At 70.5% G+C, this 21,608-nt stretch carries 17 protein-coding genes; 3 read left to right on the top strand and 14 right to left on the bottom strand.

Annotated elements, in window-relative coordinates; all coding sequences use genetic code 11:
* Positions 1-5: 5 nt before the first annotated feature.
* Together DVK05_RS11745 and DVK05_RS11740 are read right to left on the bottom strand one after the other, a co-directional pair.
* Positions 6-1,187 carry an alpha-1 4-glucan-protein synthase gene (locus tag DVK05_RS11745; RefSeq protein ID WP_121563517.1) on the bottom strand — a complete coding sequence of 394 codons (1,182 nt, stop codon included), beginning with the start codon at positions 1,185-1,187 and terminating at the stop codon, positions 6-8.
* A gap of 30 nt (positions 1,188-1,217) precedes the next feature.
* The gene (locus DVK05_RS11740) at positions 1,218-2,351 is read right to left on the bottom strand and encodes a lysylphosphatidylglycerol synthase transmembrane domain-containing protein (protein ID WP_121563516.1); all 1,134 of its coding nucleotides are present in this window, start codon (positions 2,349-2,351) and stop codon (positions 1,218-1,220) included.
* A gap of 152 nt (positions 2,352-2,503) precedes the next feature.
* Between DVK05_RS11740 and DVK05_RS11735 the strand changes: the two genes are divergently transcribed.
* Positions 2,504-3,064: a rhomboid family intramembrane serine protease gene (locus DVK05_RS11735; RefSeq protein ID WP_121563515.1), complete on the top strand. Its 561-nt coding sequence runs from the start codon at positions 2,504-2,506 to the stop codon at positions 3,062-3,064.
* A 117-nt stretch (positions 3,065-3,181) separates the two neighbouring features.
* Here DVK05_RS11735 and rpsJ read toward each other — a convergent pair whose 3' ends face one another.
* The 4 genes from rpsJ to DVK05_RS11715 all read right to left on the bottom strand — a co-directional run bounded on the left by rpsJ (position 3,182) and on the right by DVK05_RS11715 (position 6,537).
* Entirely contained in the window at positions 3,182-3,490 is a 309-nt protein-coding gene (rpsJ, locus tag DVK05_RS11730) for a 30S ribosomal protein S10 (RefSeq protein ID WP_004048854.1), read from the bottom strand.
* A 3-nt stretch (positions 3,491-3,493) separates the two neighbouring features.
* The gene (tuf, locus tag DVK05_RS11725) at positions 3,494-4,759 is read right to left on the bottom strand and encodes a translation elongation factor EF-1 subunit alpha (protein ID WP_053770129.1); all 1,266 of its coding nucleotides are present in this window, start codon (positions 4,757-4,759) and stop codon (positions 3,494-3,496) included.
* Positions 4,760-4,933: 174 nt separating this feature from the next.
* A complete protein-coding gene (locus tag DVK05_RS11720; RefSeq protein WP_121563514.1) occupies positions 4,934-5,917 on the bottom strand; it encodes a homoserine dehydrogenase in 984 nt (327 codons plus the stop codon).
* A complete protein-coding gene (locus DVK05_RS11715) occupies positions 5,914-6,537 on the bottom strand; it encodes an amino acid-binding protein (RefSeq protein WP_121563513.1) in 624 nt (207 codons plus the stop codon). The genes DVK05_RS11720 and DVK05_RS11715 overlap by 4 nt, the downstream gene beginning before the upstream one ends.
* 368 nt (positions 6,538-6,905) lie before the next feature.
* Here DVK05_RS11715 and DVK05_RS11710 point away from each other — a divergent pair, with 368 nt between their 5' ends.
* Positions 6,906-7,397: a DUF3592 domain-containing protein gene (locus DVK05_RS11710; RefSeq protein WP_121563512.1), complete on the top strand. Its 492-nt coding sequence runs from the start codon at positions 6,906-6,908 to the stop codon at positions 7,395-7,397.
* 73 nt (positions 7,398-7,470) lie between these two features.
* Here the strand turns inward: DVK05_RS11710 and DVK05_RS11705 are convergent, their stop codons facing one another.
* Entirely contained in the window at positions 7,471-9,660 is a 2,190-nt protein-coding gene (locus DVK05_RS11705; protein WP_121563511.1) for an elongation factor EF-2, read from the bottom strand.
* A gap of 216 nt (positions 9,661-9,876) precedes the next feature.
* Here DVK05_RS11705 and DVK05_RS11700 point away from each other — a divergent pair, with 216 nt between their 5' ends.
* Entirely contained in the window at positions 9,877-10,521 is a 645-nt protein-coding gene (locus DVK05_RS11700) for a bifunctional 4-hydroxy-2-oxoglutarate aldolase/2-dehydro-3-deoxy-phosphogluconate aldolase (RefSeq protein ID WP_121563510.1), read from the top strand.
* Positions 10,522-10,731: 210 nt separating this feature from the next.
* Here the strand turns inward: DVK05_RS11700 and DVK05_RS11695 are convergent, their stop codons facing one another.
* The 7 genes from DVK05_RS11695 to DVK05_RS11665 form a co-directional block, all read right to left on the bottom strand.
* Positions 10,732-14,286 carry a DNA polymerase II large subunit gene (locus tag DVK05_RS11695; RefSeq protein ID WP_121563509.1) on the bottom strand — a complete coding sequence of 1,185 codons (3,555 nt, stop codon included), beginning with the start codon at positions 14,284-14,286 and terminating at the stop codon, positions 10,732-10,734.
* A 40-nt stretch (positions 14,287-14,326) separates the two neighbouring features.
* The gene (locus tag DVK05_RS11690; RefSeq protein ID WP_053770135.1) at positions 14,327-14,746 is read right to left on the bottom strand and encodes a PPC domain-containing DNA-binding protein; all 420 of its coding nucleotides are present in this window, start codon (positions 14,744-14,746) and stop codon (positions 14,327-14,329) included.
* Positions 14,747-14,980: 234 nt separating this feature from the next.
* Positions 14,981-15,361 carry an iron-sulfur cluster biogenesis protein NfuA gene (locus DVK05_RS11685; RefSeq protein ID WP_053770136.1) on the bottom strand — a complete coding sequence of 127 codons (381 nt, stop codon included), beginning with the start codon at positions 15,359-15,361 and terminating at the stop codon, positions 14,981-14,983.
* A gap of 81 nt (positions 15,362-15,442) precedes the next feature.
* Complete coding sequence (locus DVK05_RS11680; RefSeq protein WP_121563508.1) at positions 15,443-15,772, bottom strand: DUF5783 family protein; 330 nt, start codon at positions 15,770-15,772, stop codon at positions 15,443-15,445.
* A gap of 292 nt (positions 15,773-16,064) precedes the next feature.
* Complete coding sequence (gene katG / locus DVK05_RS11675; RefSeq protein ID WP_121563507.1) at positions 16,065-18,194, bottom strand: catalase/peroxidase HPI; 2,130 nt, start codon at positions 18,192-18,194, stop codon at positions 16,065-16,067.
* A 350-nt stretch (positions 18,195-18,544) separates the two neighbouring features.
* Positions 18,545-19,972, bottom strand: a complete 1,428-nt coding sequence (gene lpdA / locus DVK05_RS11670) for a dihydrolipoyl dehydrogenase (protein ID WP_121563506.1) — start codon at positions 19,970-19,972, stop codon at positions 18,545-18,547.
* Entirely contained in the window at positions 19,972-21,594 is a 1,623-nt protein-coding gene (locus tag DVK05_RS11665; protein ID WP_121563505.1) for a 2-oxo acid dehydrogenase subunit E2, read from the bottom strand. The genes lpdA and DVK05_RS11665 overlap by 1 nt, the downstream gene beginning before the upstream one ends.
* Positions 21,595-21,608 lie beyond the last annotated feature (14 nt).

Below are 21,608 nucleotides of genomic sequence, written 5' to 3'. Positions count from 1 at the left end.
TCGGTTCAGTCGTCCGCGGGCGCCGGCGTCCGCCGGATCGCGTCGAGGCAGTCGAGCCAGTCGCGCATGTACTCGCCGCAGTGGTTGAGGAACGCGCCGTTGTTCCACTCGTCGAAGTCGCCCTCCGCGAGCGCGTCGGCCATCGCGTCGAAGACCGCCGCGTACGAGTCGGCGTCGGCGCCCGCGTCGTCGATGACCTCCCAGACGTGCTCGTTCAGCTCCAGCCCGGCCACCTCGTTCGCGAGGTCGTCGAACGTCGAGCGCGGGGCCTTGTTGTGTTCACACAGCGGGTCGCCGTTGTAGATGCGCTTGCCGAGCACGTCGCAGGCGCGCTTCAGGAACAGTCCCGACCAGATGTCGTCGAACCGGCCCACGTCCCACTCGTTGTCGTCCATCGGCAGCTGGTAGAACGCCGGGATCACCTCGCGGCGGAACGCGAGGTTCATCGAGCAGACGGTGAGGTAGTTGCCGCGCGCGGCGACGAAGTCGTCGCCGAAGTCGTCGACGGTCGTCCGCGTCTGCGCCTGGCCCTCCAGGTCGCCGTCCATCAGGATCCGGACCGCGTCGAGGTCGGGGACGTTCGTCCACAGCCCCTGCGAGGCGACGACCTCGCCGGACTCGACCTCGACCGCGTCGGTCTCGACCGTCTCGTCCATCGCCGAGTACGGGTAGCCGCGGGGGTAGAGGCCGTGCTCGTCGGCGTTGTCGTAGAGGACGTTGACCCAGTCCTCGTCGGAGCGGACGCGCTCGATCTCGCCGCCGAACGCGAGGTTCTCCATGTGGCGCCCGAAGTAGTCGACGTCGTCGTGGGGGAGCGTGTCGTCGTCGATGAAGACGCCGTAGTCGAACGACTCGTCGGCCCACATGTACAGCAGGCCGAAGCTCGTCTCGGCGTGGCTCGCGGCCGGGACGACGTGGCCGTACTCCGCGACGTCGTTGGCCTCGTACCACTCCTCGCGGCGGCTGCCGTCGAACACCTCGCCGGAGACGTCGAGGTCGTCGAGCATGGCGCGCATCTCGTCGGTCTCGCAGAAGTCCTCGGTGACTAAGAGGAAGTGGAGCCGCGAGACGTCGAAGCCGTGCTCGCGGGCGTTCGCGACGTACGCGCGGAGACACTCGTACTCTCGAATCGTCGGGACGATCACGCAGATGTCCTGACCGTCGCCGTCGGGGTCTGTCGGGCTCATACCCGATAGTTTTTAGGCTGACCTAAAAGACTAGCGGTCCGTCGTCGGCCGCGTCGCGCCCGCGTCGGGCTCCCGCTCGGACTCGTCGGGGGCGCGCGTCACGGAGAGGTCGAGCGCGGCCGCGACGGCCCCGCCGCCCGCGAGCGTGACGGCGTTCTTCAGCGCGTGGTCGAGCGCCGCGGCGGCGAGCGCGACCGCGGCCGGGATCGGCGTGGCGGCGACGACGATGCCGGTGAACGCCGCCTCGTACAGTCCGATGCCGCCCTGCGAGAGCGGCAGCACCTTCGCGAGGTTCCCGGCCGAGACCGCGAGGGTGCCGACGACGCAGAGCGCGACCGGGTCGACCGCCGTTCCGAACCCACCGAGGAGCGCCGCGAGGACGAGGACCGCGGTCGCCACGTCCGCCGCCCACACGACGCCGCTCGCGAGCGACACCCGCACGAGCGCGCCCGCGTCGGCGGCGACGACGCGGACCGCGGCGCCGAACCGGACGGCGGCGTCGACGGCGCCGGACAGTCGGGACTCCGCGGCGCGCTCGCGGAGCGCCGGACCGAACCGCCGGTCGCTCCGGGCGACCGCGACGACGCCGGCCGAGCCCAGCGCTGCCGCGAGCGCGAGCGCGGCGGCGGCCGCGACGGCCCGGCCCGACCCGTCCGGCGCGACGGTGCGCCCGTCGAGGAGGAGGACCGCGAACGCCGCGCCGCCGAGCGCGCCCAGCGCGACGAGGTCGAACGCGCGCTCGACCGCCAGCGACGCGACGCCGGTCGGGTACGGGACATCGCGCCGGTCGTTCAACAGGTAGGCGCGCACCCCGTCGCCGGCCCGCGCGGGGACGATCAGGTTCGCGGTCTGGCTCGCGAACACCGCCGCCGTGAGGAACGCCGTGCGGCACCGGTGGCCCATCGGCGCGAGCACGTCCCCGTATCGGCGGCCGCGGACCGGCCACGACGCGAGGTAGACGGCGAGCGCGACGGCGAGGAACGCCGGGTCCGCGTCGGTCGCCGCCGAGACGACGGCCTCGACGTCGAGGGTCCGCGTCAACACCGCGCCGCCGACGGCGAGGACGAGCACCGTCCCCGCGACCGGGAGCGCTCCCCGAGGGAGCCGCTCCCGGAGCCGGAAGAGCCGTTCGCGGAGTCGAGCGGCGGCGACGCGCGGCTTCATGCGTTCGTTTAGGTAGACCTAAAGAATAAAACGCTGGCGGTTCGGGGCGGCGACGCCGAGGGGACCGCGTGACGCCCCGTTCGCGGACTCGGACCGGGTTCGCGGGGGGCCGCCGCACACCCTTTTGGCCGCGCGGTCCCAACGGTCGCCCCATGCGCGCCACGCTCGAAACGCTCGGAATCACCCTCCTCGTCGGCGCCGCGCAGGCCCTCCTGAGCCTCGTCGGCCTCTTCGGACTCTTCGCGCTGTCGACCCCGCTCTCCGTCGCCCCGTGGACCCTCGTCACGAGCGTGTACGCGCACGGCTCCGTCGGTCACCTCGTCGCGAACGCCGTCGCGCTGCTGCTCGTCGGCCCGCTCGTCGAGCGCCGGACGACCCGCCCGCGCTTCCACGCGTTCGTGGTCGCCACGGGCGCGCTCGCGGGCGCCGCGCAGGTGACGCTCGGGGGGCTGCTCGGCCCGCCGTCCGCCGTGCTGGGGATCAGCGGCGCGGTGTTCGCGCTCGGCGGCTACCTGCTCGCCGGCAACGTCGTGAGCGCGACGCTGTTCGACCGCCTGCGGCTCTCCCCGCGGGCGCAGTTCCTCCTGTTCGGGCTCGTCGCCGTCTCCCTCACGGCGACGACCGCCGCGCCGGGCGTCGCGCTCGTCGCGCACGCGACCGGGGCGTTCTGCGGGCTCGCGGCCGGTCGCGTCGGACTGCTCGACGCGCGGTAAACGGGACGCGGCGGAGCCGAGACGGAGACGCGGTACCGCCGCGGCCGGATCCGAGAGACGGCGCCGTCGCTGGGCGGGGTGAAAAACGAAGGGGGTGAAAGAGAAACGCCCTAGCGCTCAGTCTTCGAGAACGATCTCGATGCTGACGTCGTTCGGCACTTGGACGCGCATGAGCTGGCGGAGCGCGCGTTCGTCGGCGTCGATGTCGATCAGACGCTTGTGGACGCGCATCTCCCAGTGCTCCCACGTCGCCGTCCCCTCACCGTCCGGGGACTTGCGCGACGGGATCTCGAGCGTCTTCGTCGGCAGCGGGATCGGGCCCGACAGGGCGACCCCCGTCGAGTCCGCGATCTCGCGGACGTCGTCGCAGATGTCGTCGAGGTCCTCGGGGCTCGTGCCGGCGAGGCGGACGCGTGCCTGCTGCATCGATTATCGCTCGTTGACTTCCAGCACCTTGCCGGCCGCGATGGTCTGACCCATGTCGCGGATGGCGAAGCTGCCGAGCTCCGGAATCTCGCCGGACGGCTCGATGCTGAGCGGCTTCTGGGGGCGCACGGTGACGACCGCCGCGTCGCCGGACTTGATGAAGTCCGGGTTCTCCTCGGCGACCTCGCCGGACGACGGGTCGATCTTCTGGTCGATCGACTCGATCGTACAGGCGACCTGCGCCGTGTGGGCGTGGAAGACCGGGGTGTAGCCGGCCGTGATGACCGACGGGTGCTGCATGACGACGACCTGGGCCTGGAACGTCTCGGCGACGCTCGGCGGGTCGTCGGCCGGGCCACAGACGTCGCCGCGGCGGATGTCGTCCTTGCCGATGCCGCGGACGTTGAACCCGACGTTGTCACCGGGCTCGGCCTTGGGCACCTCCTCGTGGTGCATCTCGACCGTCTTCACCTCGCCGCCCACGTCGGACGGCTGGAAGGAGACGTTGTCGCCGGTGTTGAGGATCCCGGTCTCGACGCGTCCCACGGGGACGGTCCCGATGCCGGAGATGGTGTAGACGTCCTGGATCGGCAGGCGGAGCGGCGCGTCCGTCGGCGGCTCGGCCTCCGGCAGGTCGTTGAGCGACTCCAGCAGGGTGGGGCCGTCGTACCACGGCGTGTTCTCGGACGCCTCGGCGACGTTGTCGCCCTCGAACGCCGAGATCGGCACGAACGTGGTGTCGTCGGTCGCGAAGCGGACCTGGTTGAGCAGGTCCTCGACCTCGCCGATGACCTCCTTGTAGGAGGACTCCTGGTAGTCGACCAGGTCCATCTTGTTGACGCCGATGATGAGCTCGTTGATCCCGAGCGTGCGGGCCAGGAACACGTGCTCGCGGGTCTGGGGCGCGACGCCGTCGTCGGCCGCGACGACGAGCACCGCGTTGTCGGCCTGCGAGGCGCCCGTGATCATGTTCTTCACGAAGTCACGGTGGCCCGGACAGTCGACGATGGTGAAGTAGTACTCGTCGGTGTCGAACTCCTGGTGGGCGATGTCGATCGTGACGCCGCGCTCGCGCTCCTCGGCGAGGTTGTCCATCACGTAGGCGAACTCGAAGCCGCCCTTGCCCTTCTCTTCGGCTTCCTCGCGGTGCTGCTCGATTACGTGCTCGGGGACGCTCCCCGTCTCGAAGAGGAGGCGACCCACGAGCGTACTCTTGCCGTGGTCGACGTGGCCGATGATGGCCAGGTTCTGGTGCGGTTTGTCACTCATGGGGTAATCACGCGCTAAGGCGCTCTGTGAGTAAGTTTCGGTAGATTCCACTAAAACGGTTTCGATACGGCCCACAGAGTATCGCGCCGCCGTCCGGCGATTCTCGACAACGCGGGGCACGACAGAGCGACACACGCCCCGGGCCGCGGCGACGGGACCGGCGGGCGGAGCGGCCTACTCCAACCGCCCGACGTCGCCGAGGACGGCGCTCGCGGTCTCGGGGCCGCCCGCGCCGCGGCCGGAGATGTTGAGCCGGCCGGCGTGGGTGGTCTCGATCTGGACGATGTTCTGGGTGCCGGAGACCGCGAGCGTCCCGTTCTCGGGGACGAGTCGCGGCGCGACGCGGACCGTCTCGCCGGTCGCCTCGCCGATCAGCCGCACCGTCCGCCCGTCCTCGGCCGCGAGCCGGAGCGCGGAGCCGGGCACGTCGCGAATCCCGGAGACGTCCGCGTCGTCGAGCGTGAACTCCCGGGCGTCGGCCGGGTCGTCGGCCGCGCCGAAGGACAGCACGTTCGCGAGGATGACGCACTTCAGCGCGGCGTCGGTCCCGTCCACGTCGAAGGAGGGGTCGGCCTCGGCGACGCCGAGGTCCTGCGCCTCCGCGAGCACGTGGTCGTAGTCGAGCCCCTCGGCGGCCATCCGCGTCAGGATGAAGTTCGCCGTGCCGTTGAGCACGCCCCGGACCGCGGTGACGTGGCCCGGCTCGATGTCCTCGACAGTCGAGACCGCGGGGATCGCGCCCCCGACCGTCGCCTCGAACCGGATCTCGCCGTCGCTGTCGTCGACGGCCGCCCGGAGGTCGCCGAACCGCTCCGCGACCGGGCCCTTGTTCGCGAGGACCGCGTGGCGGTCGCGCTCCAGCGCGCGGGTCACGTGCGAGAAGCCGGGCTCGGCGTCGCCCAGCGTCGTCGGCGTCGCCTCCACGAGCGCGTCGTAGTCCGCCGCGAGGGCGTCCTCGGGGTCCGCGTCGCCGACGATCCCCCGCTCCGCCTTCCGCGCGACGACCGCGTCGGGGTCGACGCCGGCATCAGCGCCCGTCCCGTCCGCGACGACCGCCGTCGAGGAGTCCGCGACCGCGACGACCTCGTGGCCGTGTTCGCCCGCCAGCTCGACGACGGAGCGCCCGACAGCGCCCGCGCCGATGACGGCGAGTCTCACGCGTCCACCCCCGTGAGCGGCTCGACGACGCGGAGGTCCTTCTCCGCCGCCAGCTCGCGGACCGCCGCGAGCGCCGCGTCCGTCTCGCCGGCGCGGGCTTCGAGCCGGAGCCGCGCGCTCGACACCTCCTCGGTGCCCTGCGGGGCCGCGAGCGACACGTCGGCGACCGACGCCGACTCGCAGGCCTCGATCCGCGAGAGGGTGTCCGAGAGGTCGGTGTCGATGAGGTGGCCGAACAGGAGCAGCGTCACCTCCTCGGCGTAGCGCTCGGTGCCCGCCTGCATCACGTTCACGCCCTCGCTGCGGAGTGCGTCGACGATCTCCTCGAACCGCTCGGGGGTCGCCTCGAAGTCGACCTCGACCGGGATTCGCCCGCGGGGCGTCTTGTTCCCGCGCTCGTGGTAGATCGACAGGAGGTTCCCGCCGTTGTCCGCGATCGGGTGGAGCGCGGCGAGCAGCTGGCCGGGCTCGTCGACCAGCTCCAGCCGCACCGTGTGCGTCGAGGGGGCCGCGGCCGCGTGGCCGCCGTCCGGGGAGGCCGCGTCCGCGCCCTCCGCGGCGTCGGTCGCGTCCTCCGCGTCGAGCGCGGCCGCCGGCGTCCCGTCGCGACGGTCGCTCACGGCGCCACCCCCGGCGCGGCGGCGCGCCCGTCCGGACCGCGCGTTCGCGGGCACGTTCCTGTCCCCGGGCCGGAGCGGTCGCTCGGTGGCTCCGTCGCGGTGCGCCGGGGTGGAGTCGTACCCGTCTGCATACCCGAACGGAGTCGGACGATCGGGTATAAGCCTTCGGCGATGGCAGGCGTTGCCTCGCCGCAGCGGGTGCCAACGTACCGCACGGATCGGGGAGCCCCCACATATTTGACCGCCGGGACTCGACGACTCCGCGTGCGACACCCTCCACGCAGTCCGCCCAGCGTCGTAACGCGGTCCGCCGCGCCGACCAAGCACTCCCCGACCCACCGCTCCCCGAACCGAGGTGTGCGCCCCGAATGAGCGACGGCCTCTCGATAGACGGCCCGAAGACGTTGAAGGGCGCGCTGCTCCTGTTGGTGGTCGGGCTCGCGGTCACCGGCTACGGCGCGTACGACTACACGCAGCAGTCGGCCGCGGTCGACGACGCGGTCGCGGTCGACGCCGCGATCACCGACGTCGGCGTCGAGTCGACCTCGACCGGGAGCAGTCCGGGCACGGACTACCGACCGACGGTCCGGTTCACCTACGAGTACGAGGGGACCGAGTACGCGAGCACCAACGTCTACCCCTCGGCGATCACGTCGAACTACGACACCGAGTCGGCGGCCCGCGAGGTCGTCGCGGCGTACGCCGCCGGCGAGTCGACCACCGCCTACGTCGACCCGGCCGATCCGGACGGGGCGTTCCTGAAAGCGCAGACGTCGAACGCGCCGCTGTTCGCGGCCGCGCTCGGGCTGTTGCTCGCCCTCGGCGGCGGAGCGTCGGCCGTCGGGCGGGTCCGGGGCTGACGGCCGCGCGGCTGGGGGAATCGAGCGCGGAAAGGAGAATAGAAACCCGACTACCGCGGACCGCGTCGTCGACTCAGAAGTAGTCGATCGACTGCGGCAGCTCCAGCTTCATGCCCTTGCGCTCGCGGATCTCCATGATCTTCTCGCGCTGGAGGTTGTCGACGAGCACGCGGAAGCCCGCGTTCTCGGTGTTCCACGAGGCGCGGCCCTCGGTGGCCGAGCGGATGTCGGAGGAGAACCCGATCATCTCCTCGACGGGCGCGATGCCCTCGACGACCATGAGGTCGCCCTCCTGGTACATGTCGTCGACGCGCCCGCGGCGGCCCTGGATCTCGCCGGACGCCGCGCCCATGTGCTCCGAGGGCACGTCGATCCGGACGTCCTGGATCGGCTCCAGCAGGCGGACCTCGCCGTCGATCAGCGCGCGGTGGACCGCGTCGCGGACCGCCGGGATGACCTGCGCCGGACCGCGGTGGATGGTGTCCTCGTGGAGCTTCGCGTCGTGGAGCCGGAACAGCGACCCCTGGACCGGCTCGGCGGCGAGCGGCCCGTCGTCGAGCGCCTCCTGAAGCCCCTCGAGGACGAGCTCCATCGTCTCGTTGAGGTGCTGAATCCCCTTCGTGTCGTCGATGAGGATGTTGGTCCGGTGGATGTCCTCGACGTTCTGCGAGGTGTCCTTGTCCATGCCGGCCTCCTGGAGCGCCTCGCGGCGCTCCAGTTCGGGCATGTCCATCGAGACCTCGCCGAGCTGGATCGCGTCGACGATGTCCTGCTCGAGCGGCTCGACGGTGATGTAGAACTTGTTGTGGCGGTTCGGCGACTGCCCCTCGACCTCGCGGGACTCCTCCTGGGGCTGCTCGCGGAACACGACGATCGGTTCGCCGGTGATGACCGGGATGCCCTGGTTGTCCTGGATCCGCTGGGTGATCACTTCGAGGTGGAGCTCGCCCTGCCCGCTGATGAGGTGCTCGCCCGTGTCCTCGTTGATCTCGATCTGGATCGTCGGGTCCTCCTTGGCGACCTGCTGGAGCGTCTCGATGAGCTTCGGCAGGTCGTCCATGTTCTGGGCCTCGACGGACTTCGTGATGACCGGCTCGGAGATGTGCTCGATCGACTCGAACGGCGTCATCTCGACCGAGGAGACCGTCGAGCCGGCGATGGCGTCGCGCAGGCCGGTGACCGACGCGATGTTCCCGGCGGGGACGCGCTCCACTTCCTCCCGCTCGGACCCCATGAAGAGGCCGACGCTCTGGATGCGGTTCTTGCCCGCGGTGCCGGAGACGTACAGCTCCTGGCCCTTCTCCAGCGTGCCGGAGAAGACGCGGCCGGTCGCGATCTCGCCGGCGTGCGGGTCCATCGAGATGTCGGTGACCATGAAGACGACCTCGCCGTCCTCGTCGACGAGCTGCATGCCCTCGGCGAGGTCGGTGTCGGGGTCGCCGCGCCAGATGCGCGGGACGCGGCGGGGCTGGGCGTCGACCGGGTTCGGGAAGTGCTCGCAGACCATGTCGAGCACGACGTTCGACAGCGGCGTGCGCTCGTGGAGCTCCTTCCGCTTGTCGTTCCGTTCGAGCTCCATGATGTCGCCGAAGTCCATGCCCGTCCGCTGCATCGAGGGCATCGAGACGCCCCACTTGTACAGCGCGGAGCCGAACCCGACCGTGCCGTCCTCAACGGAGACGGTCCAGTCTTCCGGGATGTCGTCCATGTTCTCGGCCATCCCGCGGATGAGCTCGTTGACGTCGGCGATGACGGACATCAGCCGTTCCTGCATCTCCTGGGGCCCCTCCTGGAGCTCGGAGATGAGGCGGTCGACCTTGTTGATGAACAGCGTCGGCTTCACGCCCTCGCGGAGCGCCTGCCGGAGCACCGTCTCCGTCTGGGGCATCGCGCCCTCGACGGCGTCGACGACCACTAAGGCGCCGTCGACCGCGCGCATCGCGCGGGTGACGTCGCCACCGAAGTCGACGTGGCCCGGGGTGTCGATGAGGTTGATGAGGTGGTTGGTGTCCTCGTACTCGTGGGTCATCGAGACGTTCGCTGCGTCGATGGTGATGCCGCGCTCCTGCTCGTCCTCCTTCGTGTCCATCGCGAGCTGCTCGCCCGCGGTGTCCTCGGAGATCATGCCGGCGCCCGCCAGCAGGTTGTCGGAGAGCGTCGTCTTCCCGTGGTCGACGTGGGCGGCGATGGCGATGTTCCGGATGTGCTCCGGGTTGTCCATCAGCCGCTCACATTCCTGAACGATCTTCTTGCGTCGGCCCATTATACCGACTGTTACCGAAAGCAGGGTCAAAAGGGTAGTGTTTCGTCGCGGCCGTTTCGCGGCCGAGTACCCCCGATCGCCGCCGATTTCGTGTCGACCGGTGTCACGGAGGGGCCGCGGAGCGACGCCCCGTCGCGACCGGACGGGCCGCCCGGTCGCCGGCGCCGCCCGCGCGCATCGGCGCGGTTTTAAGGACCGACTCGGGAAACGGAGAGTATGAACGAGACGCTCTCACGGCTCGTCGACAGCGGCGTCGTCGCGGTGCTGCGCGGCGTGCCCGCCGACCAGCTCATCGAGATCGCCGAGGCGCTGCGCGAGGGCGGGGTCACCGCCGTCGAGATCACCGCCGACACGCCGGACGTCGCCGACCTCATCGGCGAGGTCGCCGGCTCCTTCGACGACGAGGTCGTCGTCGGCACGGGGACGGTCCTCGACAGCGAGACCGCCCGGACCACGCTGATGGCGGGCGCCGAGTTCGTCGTCTCGCCCAGCCTCCACGAGGACGTCATCGAGACGTGCAACCGCTACGGCGCCGTCACCGCGCCGGGCGTGATGACCCCGACCGAGGCGATTCGGGGCTACGAGGCCGGCGCGGACTTCGTGAAGGTGTTCCCGGCGAAGACCGTCGGCCCGGAACACCTCGGCGCGATGAAGGGCCCGCTCGGCCAGATCCCGATGATGCCGACCGGCGGCGTGAGCCCCGACAACGCGGCGGAATACATCGACGCGGGCGCGTTCGCGGTCGGCGCCGGCGGCGCGCTCGTCGACTACGACGCCGCCGAGCGCGGCGACTACGAGGTAATCACCGAGACCGCCCGCGAGTTCACGCGGGTCGTCGAGGAGGCGCGCGGCGACGACTGACCGCTCGGTCCGCGCTATCCTGCCACCGCGTACCACACATACAAGAGCGTGGAGACGTAACGCGCGACCGACTTCCGGCCGGTCGACGAGAGGCACGGGCTGGAAGTCGCTCGCAGCACGCTGTCGGTATACCCAACCACGCTCGCCGTTTCCTCCCCGCCCGGGGAGGTCGGCCCCGCCGTCGCGGGACAGGACGCGGCGGCGGGGTCGTCACATGAAGTCCGCGATCCCGGACTGCTTGTTCGTGTCGTCCTCGAATATCGACTCCAGCGACCCCTCTAACACCTTCAGCCGCTGTTTCGTGTAGGGGCGGCAGTCGAACCGCTCGGCCACCTCGATGGCGGTGTCGACGTACTTGCTCACCGACCCCTCGTGGACCGTGAGGTTCACGCGGCCGCCGCACTCGCGGCAGTCCCCGGTCAGCGGCATGCGTCGGTACTTCTCGCCGCAGTCGAGACAGCGCGTCTCCTGCCGCGAGAACGCCCGGAGGTTGCCGATGATGTCCGGCAGGAAGTGGTACTCGATCACGCGCTCGGCCACGTCCGTCTCGTCGACCGCGCGGAGCTTCCGGGCGAGCTCCAGCTGCGCGTCCATCTTCTCCATCATGTCGCCGAGCGTCTTGTACGCCGACAGGTCCGGCCCCATCGCGATGTCCGTCGTGTCGTGGGTGTGGTCGAACCCGTGGTACTCGTCGTCGGTCCCGAGCGTGTCCTCCCCGATCTGGATCAACTCCTCGACCTCGCCCGGGTCGGCTAGCCTGCGCGACGCCTCGTACAGCTCCAGCGGGTACTCCCGCACGATGTCGACGTTGTGCGCCTCGTCGTCGATCTCCGAGGGGTCGATCCGCGAGGACATGACGAGCGGCGCGTCCATCCGCCCGCCGCGCTGGTCCGGCAGGAATTCCTTCGAGAAGTTGAGAAGTCCGTCCATCAGCAGCATTACGCAATCTTCGTCTCCGTCGCAGTTGCGACGCTTGGCGGCGTGGAAGTACGGATGAGCGTATCCCACGGCGGCCGACGTGAAACCTACCACTCTTCCGACAGTCGCGGCGCTCGTGTGGGGTGCCATCCCGAAGACGAGCTCGCCGACGAGGTCGTCGCGCTCGTTGACCTCGTAGAAGCGGTCGAGCCCGTAGAACTGTTCGAGCAGGTCGTCGACGAAGTCCGCGGTCTTCAGCATGTGCTCGGCCGCGCCGTCCGAGAGGACGATGTCCTGGACCCGGAGCTCGACCACCTGGTCGTCGTGGCGGAGGGGCTCGCCGTCGATGTCGGTCTCGTATCCGAGTTCGCGGAAGTGGTCCGCGGTGACGTCCAGCTCCTCGGGCCGGACCGCGGTGACCGGGAGGTCGGTCATGTCGTACCGGACCGTGCCGTCCTTGAACGACGTGACGCCGTTCTTCGCGCGGAGGACCCCCTTCTCGATCGGCTCCGGCGTCTTGTTCCGCGAGGTGAGCCCCTGGACCCCCTTCAGGATCTCGAAGGCGGACTCGCGCTCGCCGACCCGCTCCAGCGCGGAGCGGTACGCGTCGTTGACGTCGACCTCTTGGTAGCTCGCGGCCGTCACCTCCCACTCGCAGTTCGGGCACTCGACGCGGCCGGCCTCGTCCGGCTCGCAGACGGTGCCGCAGTCGTTACACTCGTAGTGCGGCTCCGTGTGCGTCTCGCAGTCGGGACAGAGCGCGGCGTAGGTGTGCTCGCCGCAGTCGGGGCAGACGCGGTCGGAGACCTCCAGTTCGTGTCGCCCGCGGCGGCCGGTGTCGTCCATGACGCCCGCGGCCTCCGCCACGTCGCGCTGCGGGCCCCCCGCCTCGTTGATCGGGAACAGGGTGTGGACCGCGGGCGAGAGGTCGCGGCTCTCCGACTTCTCGGGGCGGCCCATCCGGTTGCCGATCCGGGTCGGCGCGCGCTCGCGCACCTCGAAGGGGGCGACCTCGTTGACCGCGCGGATCGCGTTCTCGCCGTCGGCGTACTCGCGGGCCGCCGCCGAGAGGTCGTCCGCGTCCCACTCCCTGCGCAGGCCGTCGTCGATCCCGAGCGACCGCGCGAGCGGGCGCCACGTCGGGATCCGGAGCGCGTCCGGGGTCGCGGCGTGCTCGACCAACAGCGACTCCAGCGCGTCCCGGACCGGCTCGGTGCGCTCGATCGCGAGGACGCCGTCGGCGACCTCGCCGGCGGCGACGGCGTCGGCCAGCGCCGCGAACGCGTCGACCGAGACGTCGTGCCAGAGGTAGGTGTACTCGGGGTGGAGCGGGCAGTCGTACTCGCGCGCCCACGCGAGCGCCTGATCGATGTCCGGGTGTTCCAGGTCGACGTGCGGGTCGTCGCCCATGGCCTGCACGTCGGCGCCGGCCGCCTCGAACTCCTGGACCCACCACTCGGGGGCGTACGACGCGGGCGCGAGCGGGTGGTTGTTCTCGACGAACTCCCCGTAGTTGACGAGGTACTCGCCCAAGTCGAGCACCTTCTCGACCCCGTTGCTGACCGCCTTCGCCTCCTCGGGGTCGTCGATCCGCCGCACCTCGCCGTTCGCCAGGCGGACCGTCGGCCCCTCGATGGAGTCGACGGGGACGACGCCGTGGGCCTTCCCGGGCCGCTCGGTCTTGATCTGCGTGCCCGCCGCGAGGAAGTCGTCGACGATGTGCATGGTCGCCGGGTGGACGCCGCCGGTCGCGAACCCGTGGTTGCGCGCGCGACCGTACCGGAGGCGGAAGCCGCCCGCCTCGCTCGGGTGCGTGAAGACGGGCCGGCCCGCGATCAGGTCCCGGAGGAACTTCTGGGAGGGGTCGGCGCGGGGCGGGCCGTCGGGCGAGTCGTCGGCCGCGGGGTCGGTCGCCGGGTCGTCGGGTTCTCCGTCGTCGCCGTCCTCGTCCGCGTCGTCGTCGGCGCCCTCGGCCGCCGGCGCGTCGCCGTCGCCCGCGCCGTCCTTCCCGATCGTCCCGTCGATCAGGTCCTGGAGCCACGGCCAGTCGACCTCGTCGAGGTTCCGGGTGTACCGCTGGATCTTCGGGGCCTTCAGCGCGATCCCCTCGGCGGCGACGAGGCACATCCCCCCGCGCGCGGAGTTGGTGTCGACCCGTTCGAGGTCGCGGAAGCCCGAGACCTCCTCGTCGCTCGTCGCCTCCCCGTCGAGCATGACGGGGATGTGCTTCGCGATGAACTTCGACTCCTTGTCCTTCGGGGTGTACTGGAGCCCGGTCTCCTTGTCGTATAAGGCGATCTCCTCGGCGTAGCGCTCCACCTCCACGTCGCGGGGCTTGTACTCGTCGACGTCGAGCAGCGACCGGGCGTAGTCGGCGACGAGCACCGACAGCGCCTGCGCGGTCCCGCCCGCCGAGCGGATCGGACCCGCGTAGTAGACGTTGACGAACTCGGTGCCGTCGTCGTTCTCCAGCAGCTCCACGCGGTCGATCCCCTCGATCGGCGCGGCGACGACGCCCTCGGTGAGCAGCGCGACGGCGGTCCGGACGGCGCCCTCGATCTTCCCCTCGCGGGAGTCATAGTCGCCGACGTTCCCGTCGACGAAGTCGGTGACCAGCTCCAGGGCCGCCTCCTCGCGGGACATCTCGCCCTCCAGCTCGCGGACGCGCTCCGCGACGCCGTCGATCCCGAGGATGTTCTCGACGCGGTCGGCCATGTCGCGGGCGACCGGGATCTCGATCTCCGGTTCGGGGTCTCTCCCCTGCTTTTTGGCCGTCTCGGCCACGTCCCACGCCTCGTCGAGGCGCTCCTCGATCCGCGCGAAGTAGCGCTCGTCGTCCGGTCTCATCGTGGCTCGGTCGCGGGGGAGACGCGGTGCGCTCGGCGGGTCACAGCCACAGGTCCAGGTCGGTGGCCTCGTCGTGCGAGCGCTCCAGCGGCTCGGCGAACGCGCGCAGGTGGCACTCGCCCGCCCAGACGGTCGCGGAGTCGAGGTGCCCCGCGAGGGCCTGCCCGCTCGGGCGCGAGAGCACCGCGTGGGTGTGGGCAAACACGTCCCCCTCCAGGAGCGAGACGTTGCCCACGCAGGCGGCCACCTCCAGCGGCTCGTCGAACGTCACCGACCGGTACTCGGTCTCCTCCTGGTCGTAGAACCAGACGTCCGCGTCCTGGACCGCGCCGAGCGCCGTGAACCAGCCGGCCTCCACGTCCTCCTCGCGGGCGAGGGCCTCTATCTCCTCGCGCCAGTCGGCGCCGGTCTCGAACCGCGCGACGTACTCCGCCGTGGGTTCGACCTCGCGATGGTACATAGCAACTCCCCACGGCTGCCGGGGAGAAAAAGGCTTCAGTCGGACTGAGATCGGGGTGGTGTTCGAATTCGATATAGCGTTATGTGATTTACTCAGAGAATCGGTCGAAAACCGTATCCCACAGATTCAGGCCCGATGAGGCCGCTTCCGTACGAAATCGGCTACTGAGCGGCGAACGGCGATGTAACTCGGGAGCCGGAGAGAAAGTAGAGAGAAACCGTCGATCGGACCGATTCAGAACGGGGCCTGCGGGCCTTCGTCGTCGCCGCCGTCGTCGTCGGTCGTCTCGCCGGGGAAGGAGGGGGACATCCCGCCGCTGCTGGTCCCGCCGAGGTCGCCGTCGGCGCCGGCCGCCGCGCCGGTGTCCGCGTGGACCGTCTCGATCTCGGGGATCTCCTTGACCATCCGGGACTTGATCGCCTGGATCGTCATCGGCGAGATGCCGCAGCCGGAACAGGCGCCGCCGAGCTGGACCGTCACCTCGCCCTTCTCGCGGTCGAGGTGGGCGATGGCGGCGCTCCCGCCGTGCATCTGGATCTGCGGGAAGTTGCGCCGCAGGAAGTTCGTGATCCGCTCGCGGAGCTCGTTTTCCGCGTCAGTCGTGTCCGTGCTCATGCCCGCGAGTTGGCGGGCGGCGGGCTTATGCCTTTGGTTCGGCCGGATCCGGGCGCCGACGCGGGCCCCCGTCGCGTCGGGTCACTCCGGGCGCTCGACGCCCAGCGTCCGGTACAGCTCGGACTCGATCCGCTCGACGTACTCGTCGAGCGTCTCCTCGAACGTCTCGTCGTCGACCGCGACGGCGCCGCGGATGCGCTCGCGGGGGTTCTCCGGGAGCTCGACGCGGAACTCGCCGTCCTCGTAGAACGGCTCCGACTCGTTGAGCACGGTCTGGTCGATGCCGTGGATCAGCTCCGAGTCGTGCCGGTCGTTCATCTGGTTGAACGCGTTCTTGTACGCCCGCTGGAGCTCCTGGAAGTAGTTCGCGTACTTGTCTTCGAACTTCTCCGGGTCGAACTCGTCGGCCATGTCGCGAGCGAGGGCCTGCCGGGAAAAAAGGCGGTCGATCGCCGCCGAGACGCCGGTTCGGCCCGGGAAACCGGGCCTGCGGTCGAACGGGAGATTCGGCCGTCGGCGCAGTAATAAATCACATGTCGCGATATAGAATTCGTTGCGCACGGCGATGGCCGGGGAACCAGCCGTCCGTTACAAGCCGAGGGCTCGGCGGGCGAGAGGGTCGATTCGGGCCGCGTCGGCGAGGGAGAGCCGGAGCTACCGGAACCGCGCTACGAGACCGAAAAAATCCGACTGCGACGGGGCGTTACTCGAGGTCGAAGCGGTCGAGCGTCATGACCTCGCTCCAGACCGCGACGAAGTCCTCGACGAACTTCTCCTCGTCGCTGGCGTACACGTCGGCGATGGTGCGGAGCCGCGCGTTCGAGCCGAAGATGAGGTCGGCGCGCGTGGCCTCCCACGCGACCTCGCCGGTGTCCCGGTCGCGGACCTCGTAGACGTCCTCGGCGTCGGTGACCTCGTCCCACTCGTACTCCATGTCGAGCAGGTTCACGAAGAACTCGTTCGTCAGCGTCCCGGGCTCGTCGGTGAACGCCGTGCGGTCGCCGTAGGTCGCGCCGAGCGTTCGCAGCCCGCCGGCCAGCACGGTCATCTCGCTGGCGGTCAGGTTCAGCAGGTCGGCCTTGTCGACCATGAGGTCCTCGACGTCCTCGTCGGCGTCGCCGAGGTAGTTACGGAACCCGTCGGCCTTCGGCTTGAGCGCCTCGAACGACTCCTCGTCGGTCTGCTCGGCGGTGGCGTCGACCCGACCGGGCTCGAACGGCACCTCGACGTCGTAGCCCGCGTCGGCCGCGGCCTGCTCGACGGCCGCGGTCCCGCCCAGCACGATGAGGTCGGCGAGCGAGACGCGCACGTCGTCGGAGCGCGACTCGTTGAACTCGGCCTGTACGTCTTCGAGCGTCGAGAGAACGTCGGCGAGCCGCTCGGGCTCGTTGACCTCCCAGCTCCGCTGCGGTTCGAGGCGGATGCGGGCGCCGTTGGCGCCGCCGCGCTTGTCGCTGTCGCGGTAGGTGGACGCCGCCGCCCACGCGGTCTTGACAAGCTCGCCGGTCGAGAGGTCGGAGTCGAGGAGCGCGCCCTTGAGGTCGGAGACCTCCGCGTCGCCGATCGGTTCGTAGTCGGCGTCCGGCAGCGGGTCCTGCCAGATCATCGTCTCCTCCGGGACCTCGGGGCCGAGGAACCGCTCCGGCGGGCCCATGTCGCGGTGGATGAGCTTGTACCACGCCTTCGCGAACGTCTCCTGGAACTCGTCGGGGTCGTCGCTGAACTCCTCGAGGACGGCCCGGAAGTCGTCGTCCTCTTTGAGGGCGACGTCCGTCGTGAGCATCATGATGTCCTCCTTGTCGTCGGGGTCCGCGACGCCCGGGGCGGCGTCGTCGAGCTCGTCGTCCTTCGTGGTCCACTGCCACGCGCCGCCGGGGCCCTTCTCCGGCTCCCACTCGTGCTCGAGCAGGTTGTCGACGTAGCTCGTGTCCCAGACGGTCGGGGTGGCGTTCCACGGCCCCTCGATGCCGCTGGTGATGGTGTCGGGACCCATTCCCTCGCCGAACTCGTTGTCCCAGCCGAGGCCCTGGAGGTCGATGGGGGCGTCTTCGGGCTCCGGACCGAGGTTGTCGCCGTCGTCGGCGCCGTGGACCTTCCCGAAGGTGTGGCCGCCGGCGATGAGCGCGACGGTCTCTTTGTCGTTCATCGCCATCCGGCTGAACGACTGGCGGATGTTCTTCGCCGAGCCCTCGAGGTCGGGCTCGCCGTTCGGCCCCTCGGGGTTGACGTAGATGAGGCCCATCACGGTGTTCCCGAGCGGGGCCTTGAGGTCGCCGTTCTCGTCGAACCGGTCGGGAGAGGTCGTCTCGAACTCGCTTTCGGGCCCCCAGTCGACGGCGTCGTCGCCGCGGAAGTCGTCCGCGCGGCCGCCCGCGAAGCCGAACGTCTCGAAGCCCATCGACTCCAGCGCGACGTTGCCGGCGAGCACGATGAGGTCGGCCCACGAGAGCTTCTCGCCGTACTTCGTCTTGACCGGCTCCAGCAGCCGCCGGGCCTTGTCGAGGTTCACGTTGTCCGGCCAGCTGCTGATCGGCGGGAGCCGCTGGTGTCCGCCGGCGGCGCCGCCGCGCCCGTCGAGCGAGCGGTACGTGCCGGCGCTGTGCCACGCCATCCGGATGAACAGCGGGCCGTAGTGCCCGTAGTCGGCGGGCCACCACTCCTTCGAGTCGGTCATCACGTCTTCGAGGTCGGACTTGACCTCGGCGAGGTCGAGGTCCTCGAACGCCGCCGCGTAGTCGAAGTCCTCGTCGTAGGGACCGATGTCGCCGGCGTTCTGGTCGAGCAGCTCCAGATCCAGCTGATCCGGCCACCACTCTTTGGTGTTACTAGCCATCAAAAAATGGTCGCTCCTCTTCGCAGATAATATTGTCTAATTCGGAGAGGTAAACATCGTTATAACGGAGGGTTTCTATCGAAATAATGAAGTTCTATTTGGGGATCTGCGAAGTCGCCGTCGGAGACCGTAGCGGCGCTCCGAGCCGTTTACCGCGCGGTAAGCGTACGCTGTCGGCGGCGACGAGTCGGAGTTTCGACAGTTCGACGAGTGTGGATGAGAGTCACACGCGGGGGTCCGGCGGCCCGTCGGTTCGCCTCGTCGCGGGACCTAGGCGAGACGGGACCGGGGTCGCGCGTGAGGGGGAAGGATCGAGCGCGGTGCGCGTGAGGGGGAGGGATCGAACGCGGTCAGCGGTTCAGCGTGTGGATCGCCTGCCCGCGCGCGTTCTCCGCGGCCTCCATCACCGCCTCCGCGAGCGTCGGGTGGGTGTGGACGGTGGCGGCCACGTCCTCGAGGGTGGCGCCCATCTCGACCGCGAGCGCGACCTCGGCGATCAGCTCCGACGCCTCGGGGCCGACGATCTGTCCGCCGAGGACGAACCCGGTCTCCTCGTCGGCGACGATCCGGACGAACCCCTCGGTGTGGCCGGTCGTCATCGCCCGCCCGGAGGCGTTGAACGGCATCTCGCCGACGACGGGGTCGAATCCCTCGGCCTCGGCCTCGGCCTCCGTCATCCCGACCGTCCCGATCTCGGGGTCCGTGAACACCGCGGCCGGGACCGCCTGTCGGTCGAGCGCGGCCGGCTCGCCCGCGATCACCTCGGCCGCGACGATCCCCTCGTTCGAGGCCGCGTGCGCGAGCATCGGGTCGCCGGCCACGTCGCCGACGGCGTGGACGTGCTCGACCGCCGTGCGGGTGCGGTCGTCCGTCTCGACGAACCCGCGGTCGTCCGTCTCGATCCCGGCGTTCTCCAGGTCGAGCCCGTCGGTGACGGGCCGGCGACCGACCGCGACGAGGATCTTGTCGACGCTGTACGTCGACTCCTCGCCGTCCTCGGTCTCGGTGCGGAGGAGGTAGCCGCCGTCGGGCGCCTCCGCCCACTCGCTCGCGCCCTCGCCGAAGTTGAACTCGACGCCGAGCTCCTCGGCGCGCTTGCGGACGACGCGCTTCACGTCGTCCTCGTAGGGGTCGAGGATGTCGTCGAGCATCTCGACGACCGTGACCTCGGCGCCGAGCTTGGCGTACGTCGTCGCCAGCTCCATGCCGATGTAGCCGCCGCCGACGACGCCGAGGCGGTCCGGGACCGTGTCGGCGTCGAGCGCGTCGGCGGAGCTCCAGACGTGGTCCTCGCCGAAGTCGAAGCCGGGGACCTGGACCGGCCGCGACCCGGTGGCGATCACCGCGTGTTCGAACTCCAGCGTCTCCGAGCCCTGCCCGTCGCCGCCGTGCGCGACGCGGACGGTGTTCTCGCCGACGAACGAGGCGACGCCCTCGATCAGGTTCACGCCGTTCGCCTTACAGAGCTTCTCGACGCCGCCCGTCAGGCGGTCGACCACGCCGTCCTTCCACTCGATCATCTTCCCCATGTCGACGGCGGGGTCCGCGTGGACGCCCATGAACTCCGCGTTGCCGGCCTCGTGGGCGAGCCCGCTCCCCGTAATCAGCGCCTTCGAGGGGATACACCCGCGGTTGAGACAGGCGCCGCCGTAGGCGTCCTTCTCGACGAGGGTCGTGTCGAGCCCCTCCTGTGCGGCGCGGATGGCGGCGACGTAGCCGCCCGGCCCCGCGCCGATGACCAGTACCTCCGTTCCCGTGGTGACGTCTCCGACGACCATTATTCGTTGAGTAGCAGCAGGGGGGTTTCTAAGTGTTCCATGACGGTGTTCGCGAACTCGGCCGCGACCGCGCCGTCGACGACCCGGTGGTCGATCGACAGGGAGAGCGGCAGCGTCGGCGCCGGGACGACCTGGCTTTCGCCGCCGTCGCCCTCGCGCACGACGGGGCGCTCCTCGATGGCGCCGAGCCCTAAGATCGCGGTCTCGGGGTAGTTGATGATCGGCGTGGCGTACTCGCCGCCGATGGCGCCGAAGTTGGTGATCGAGAAGGTGCCGCCCTTCATCTCCGCCGGCTTGAGCTTCCGCTCGCGGGCGCGGGAAGCGAGGTCGTTCACCTCGTCGGCCAGTTCGAAGAGTCCCTTCTCGTCGACGTCCTCGACGACCGGGACCATGAGGCCCGCGTCGGTCGCGACCGCGATCCCGAGGTTGTAGTCGCCCTTCAACACGATCTCCTCGTCGTCCTCGCGAAGCTCGCTGTTGAGGTACGGGTACTCCTTCAGGCCGGCGACGATGGCCTTCATCACGAACGGCATGTAGGTGAGCTTCACGCCCTCGGCCTCGGCCTTCGGCTTCAGCCGCTCGCGGGCTTCGACGAGCGCGTCCACCGCGGCGGTGTCGTGGTGGGTGACGTGCGGCGCCGTGTACTTCGACCGCTCCATCTGCTTCCCGATGGTGCGCCTGACGCCGCGGTAGGGGACGGTCTCGTCGCCCGACGCGGTGCCGGCGGCGTCCGCGGCGTCGGTCGCTGCGGCCGCGTCCGGCGCGGGGTCCGCGTCGGCGGTCGCCGGTTCCGGCTCGGCGGGCGACTCCAGCGCGTCGGCGTACGCGTTCACGTCGTCGGCCGTGACGAACGCCTCGCCGTCGCGGGTCTCGTCGGTCGGCACGTCGTCGAGGTCGACGCCGCGCTCGCGGGCGACCTTCCGGGTCGCGGGGGTCGCGAGCGTCGTCTCGCGGCCCGCCGGCTCGGGCGCGCCGGCGGCGGTCGCCGACGCCCCGTCCGAGGAGCCGCCGCGCTTGCTGACCGCGGACTTCCGCCCCGCCGAGCCGGTGTCGGTCGGCGCGGGGCGGGGCTCGGGGCTGTCGTCCGCGCCGCCCGCGTCGGCGGATCCGCCGCCCTCGGCGTGGGCCCGCACGTCGGCCTCGGTCACGCGACCGCCGGGGCCGCTCCCGTCGACCGCCGCGACGTCGACGCCCAGCTCGCGGGCGAGCCGGCGGGCGGACGGCGGCGCGAAGGTGCGGCCCGAGGGCGTGTCGGGCTCGCTCGCCGCCCCGTCGGCCGCGTCGGCGGTCGCGTCCGTCGCCGACTTGTCGCCCGCGTCGGGCTCGGGCTCCGGTTCGGGTTCGGGCTCCGCGTCGGCGGCCCCCTCGTCGGCGCCGTCCTCGTCGACCCGGAACGAGATGATCACGTCGCCGACGGGGACCATCTCCCCCTCCTCGACGAACAGCTCCTCGACGGTCCCGTCGTAGCTCGACGGCACCTCGACGAGCGCCTTGTCGGTCTCGACCTCCGCGACGGGCTGGTCCTCCTCGACGCGGTCGCCGGGCGCGACCAGCCAGCTGACGAGTTCGCCCTCCGCGACGCCCTCGCCGACGTCCGGCAGCTTGAACTCCTTGACCGTCACGCGTCGGTCACCTC

Origin of the sequence: Halorubrum sp. Atlit-8R, assembly GCF_003666025.1 — an archaeon.
Lineage (GTDB): Archaea > Halobacteriota > Halobacteria > Halobacteriales > Haloferacaceae > Halorubrum > Halorubrum salinarum.
This window is presented reverse-complemented; position numbering and strand designations above follow the sequence as displayed.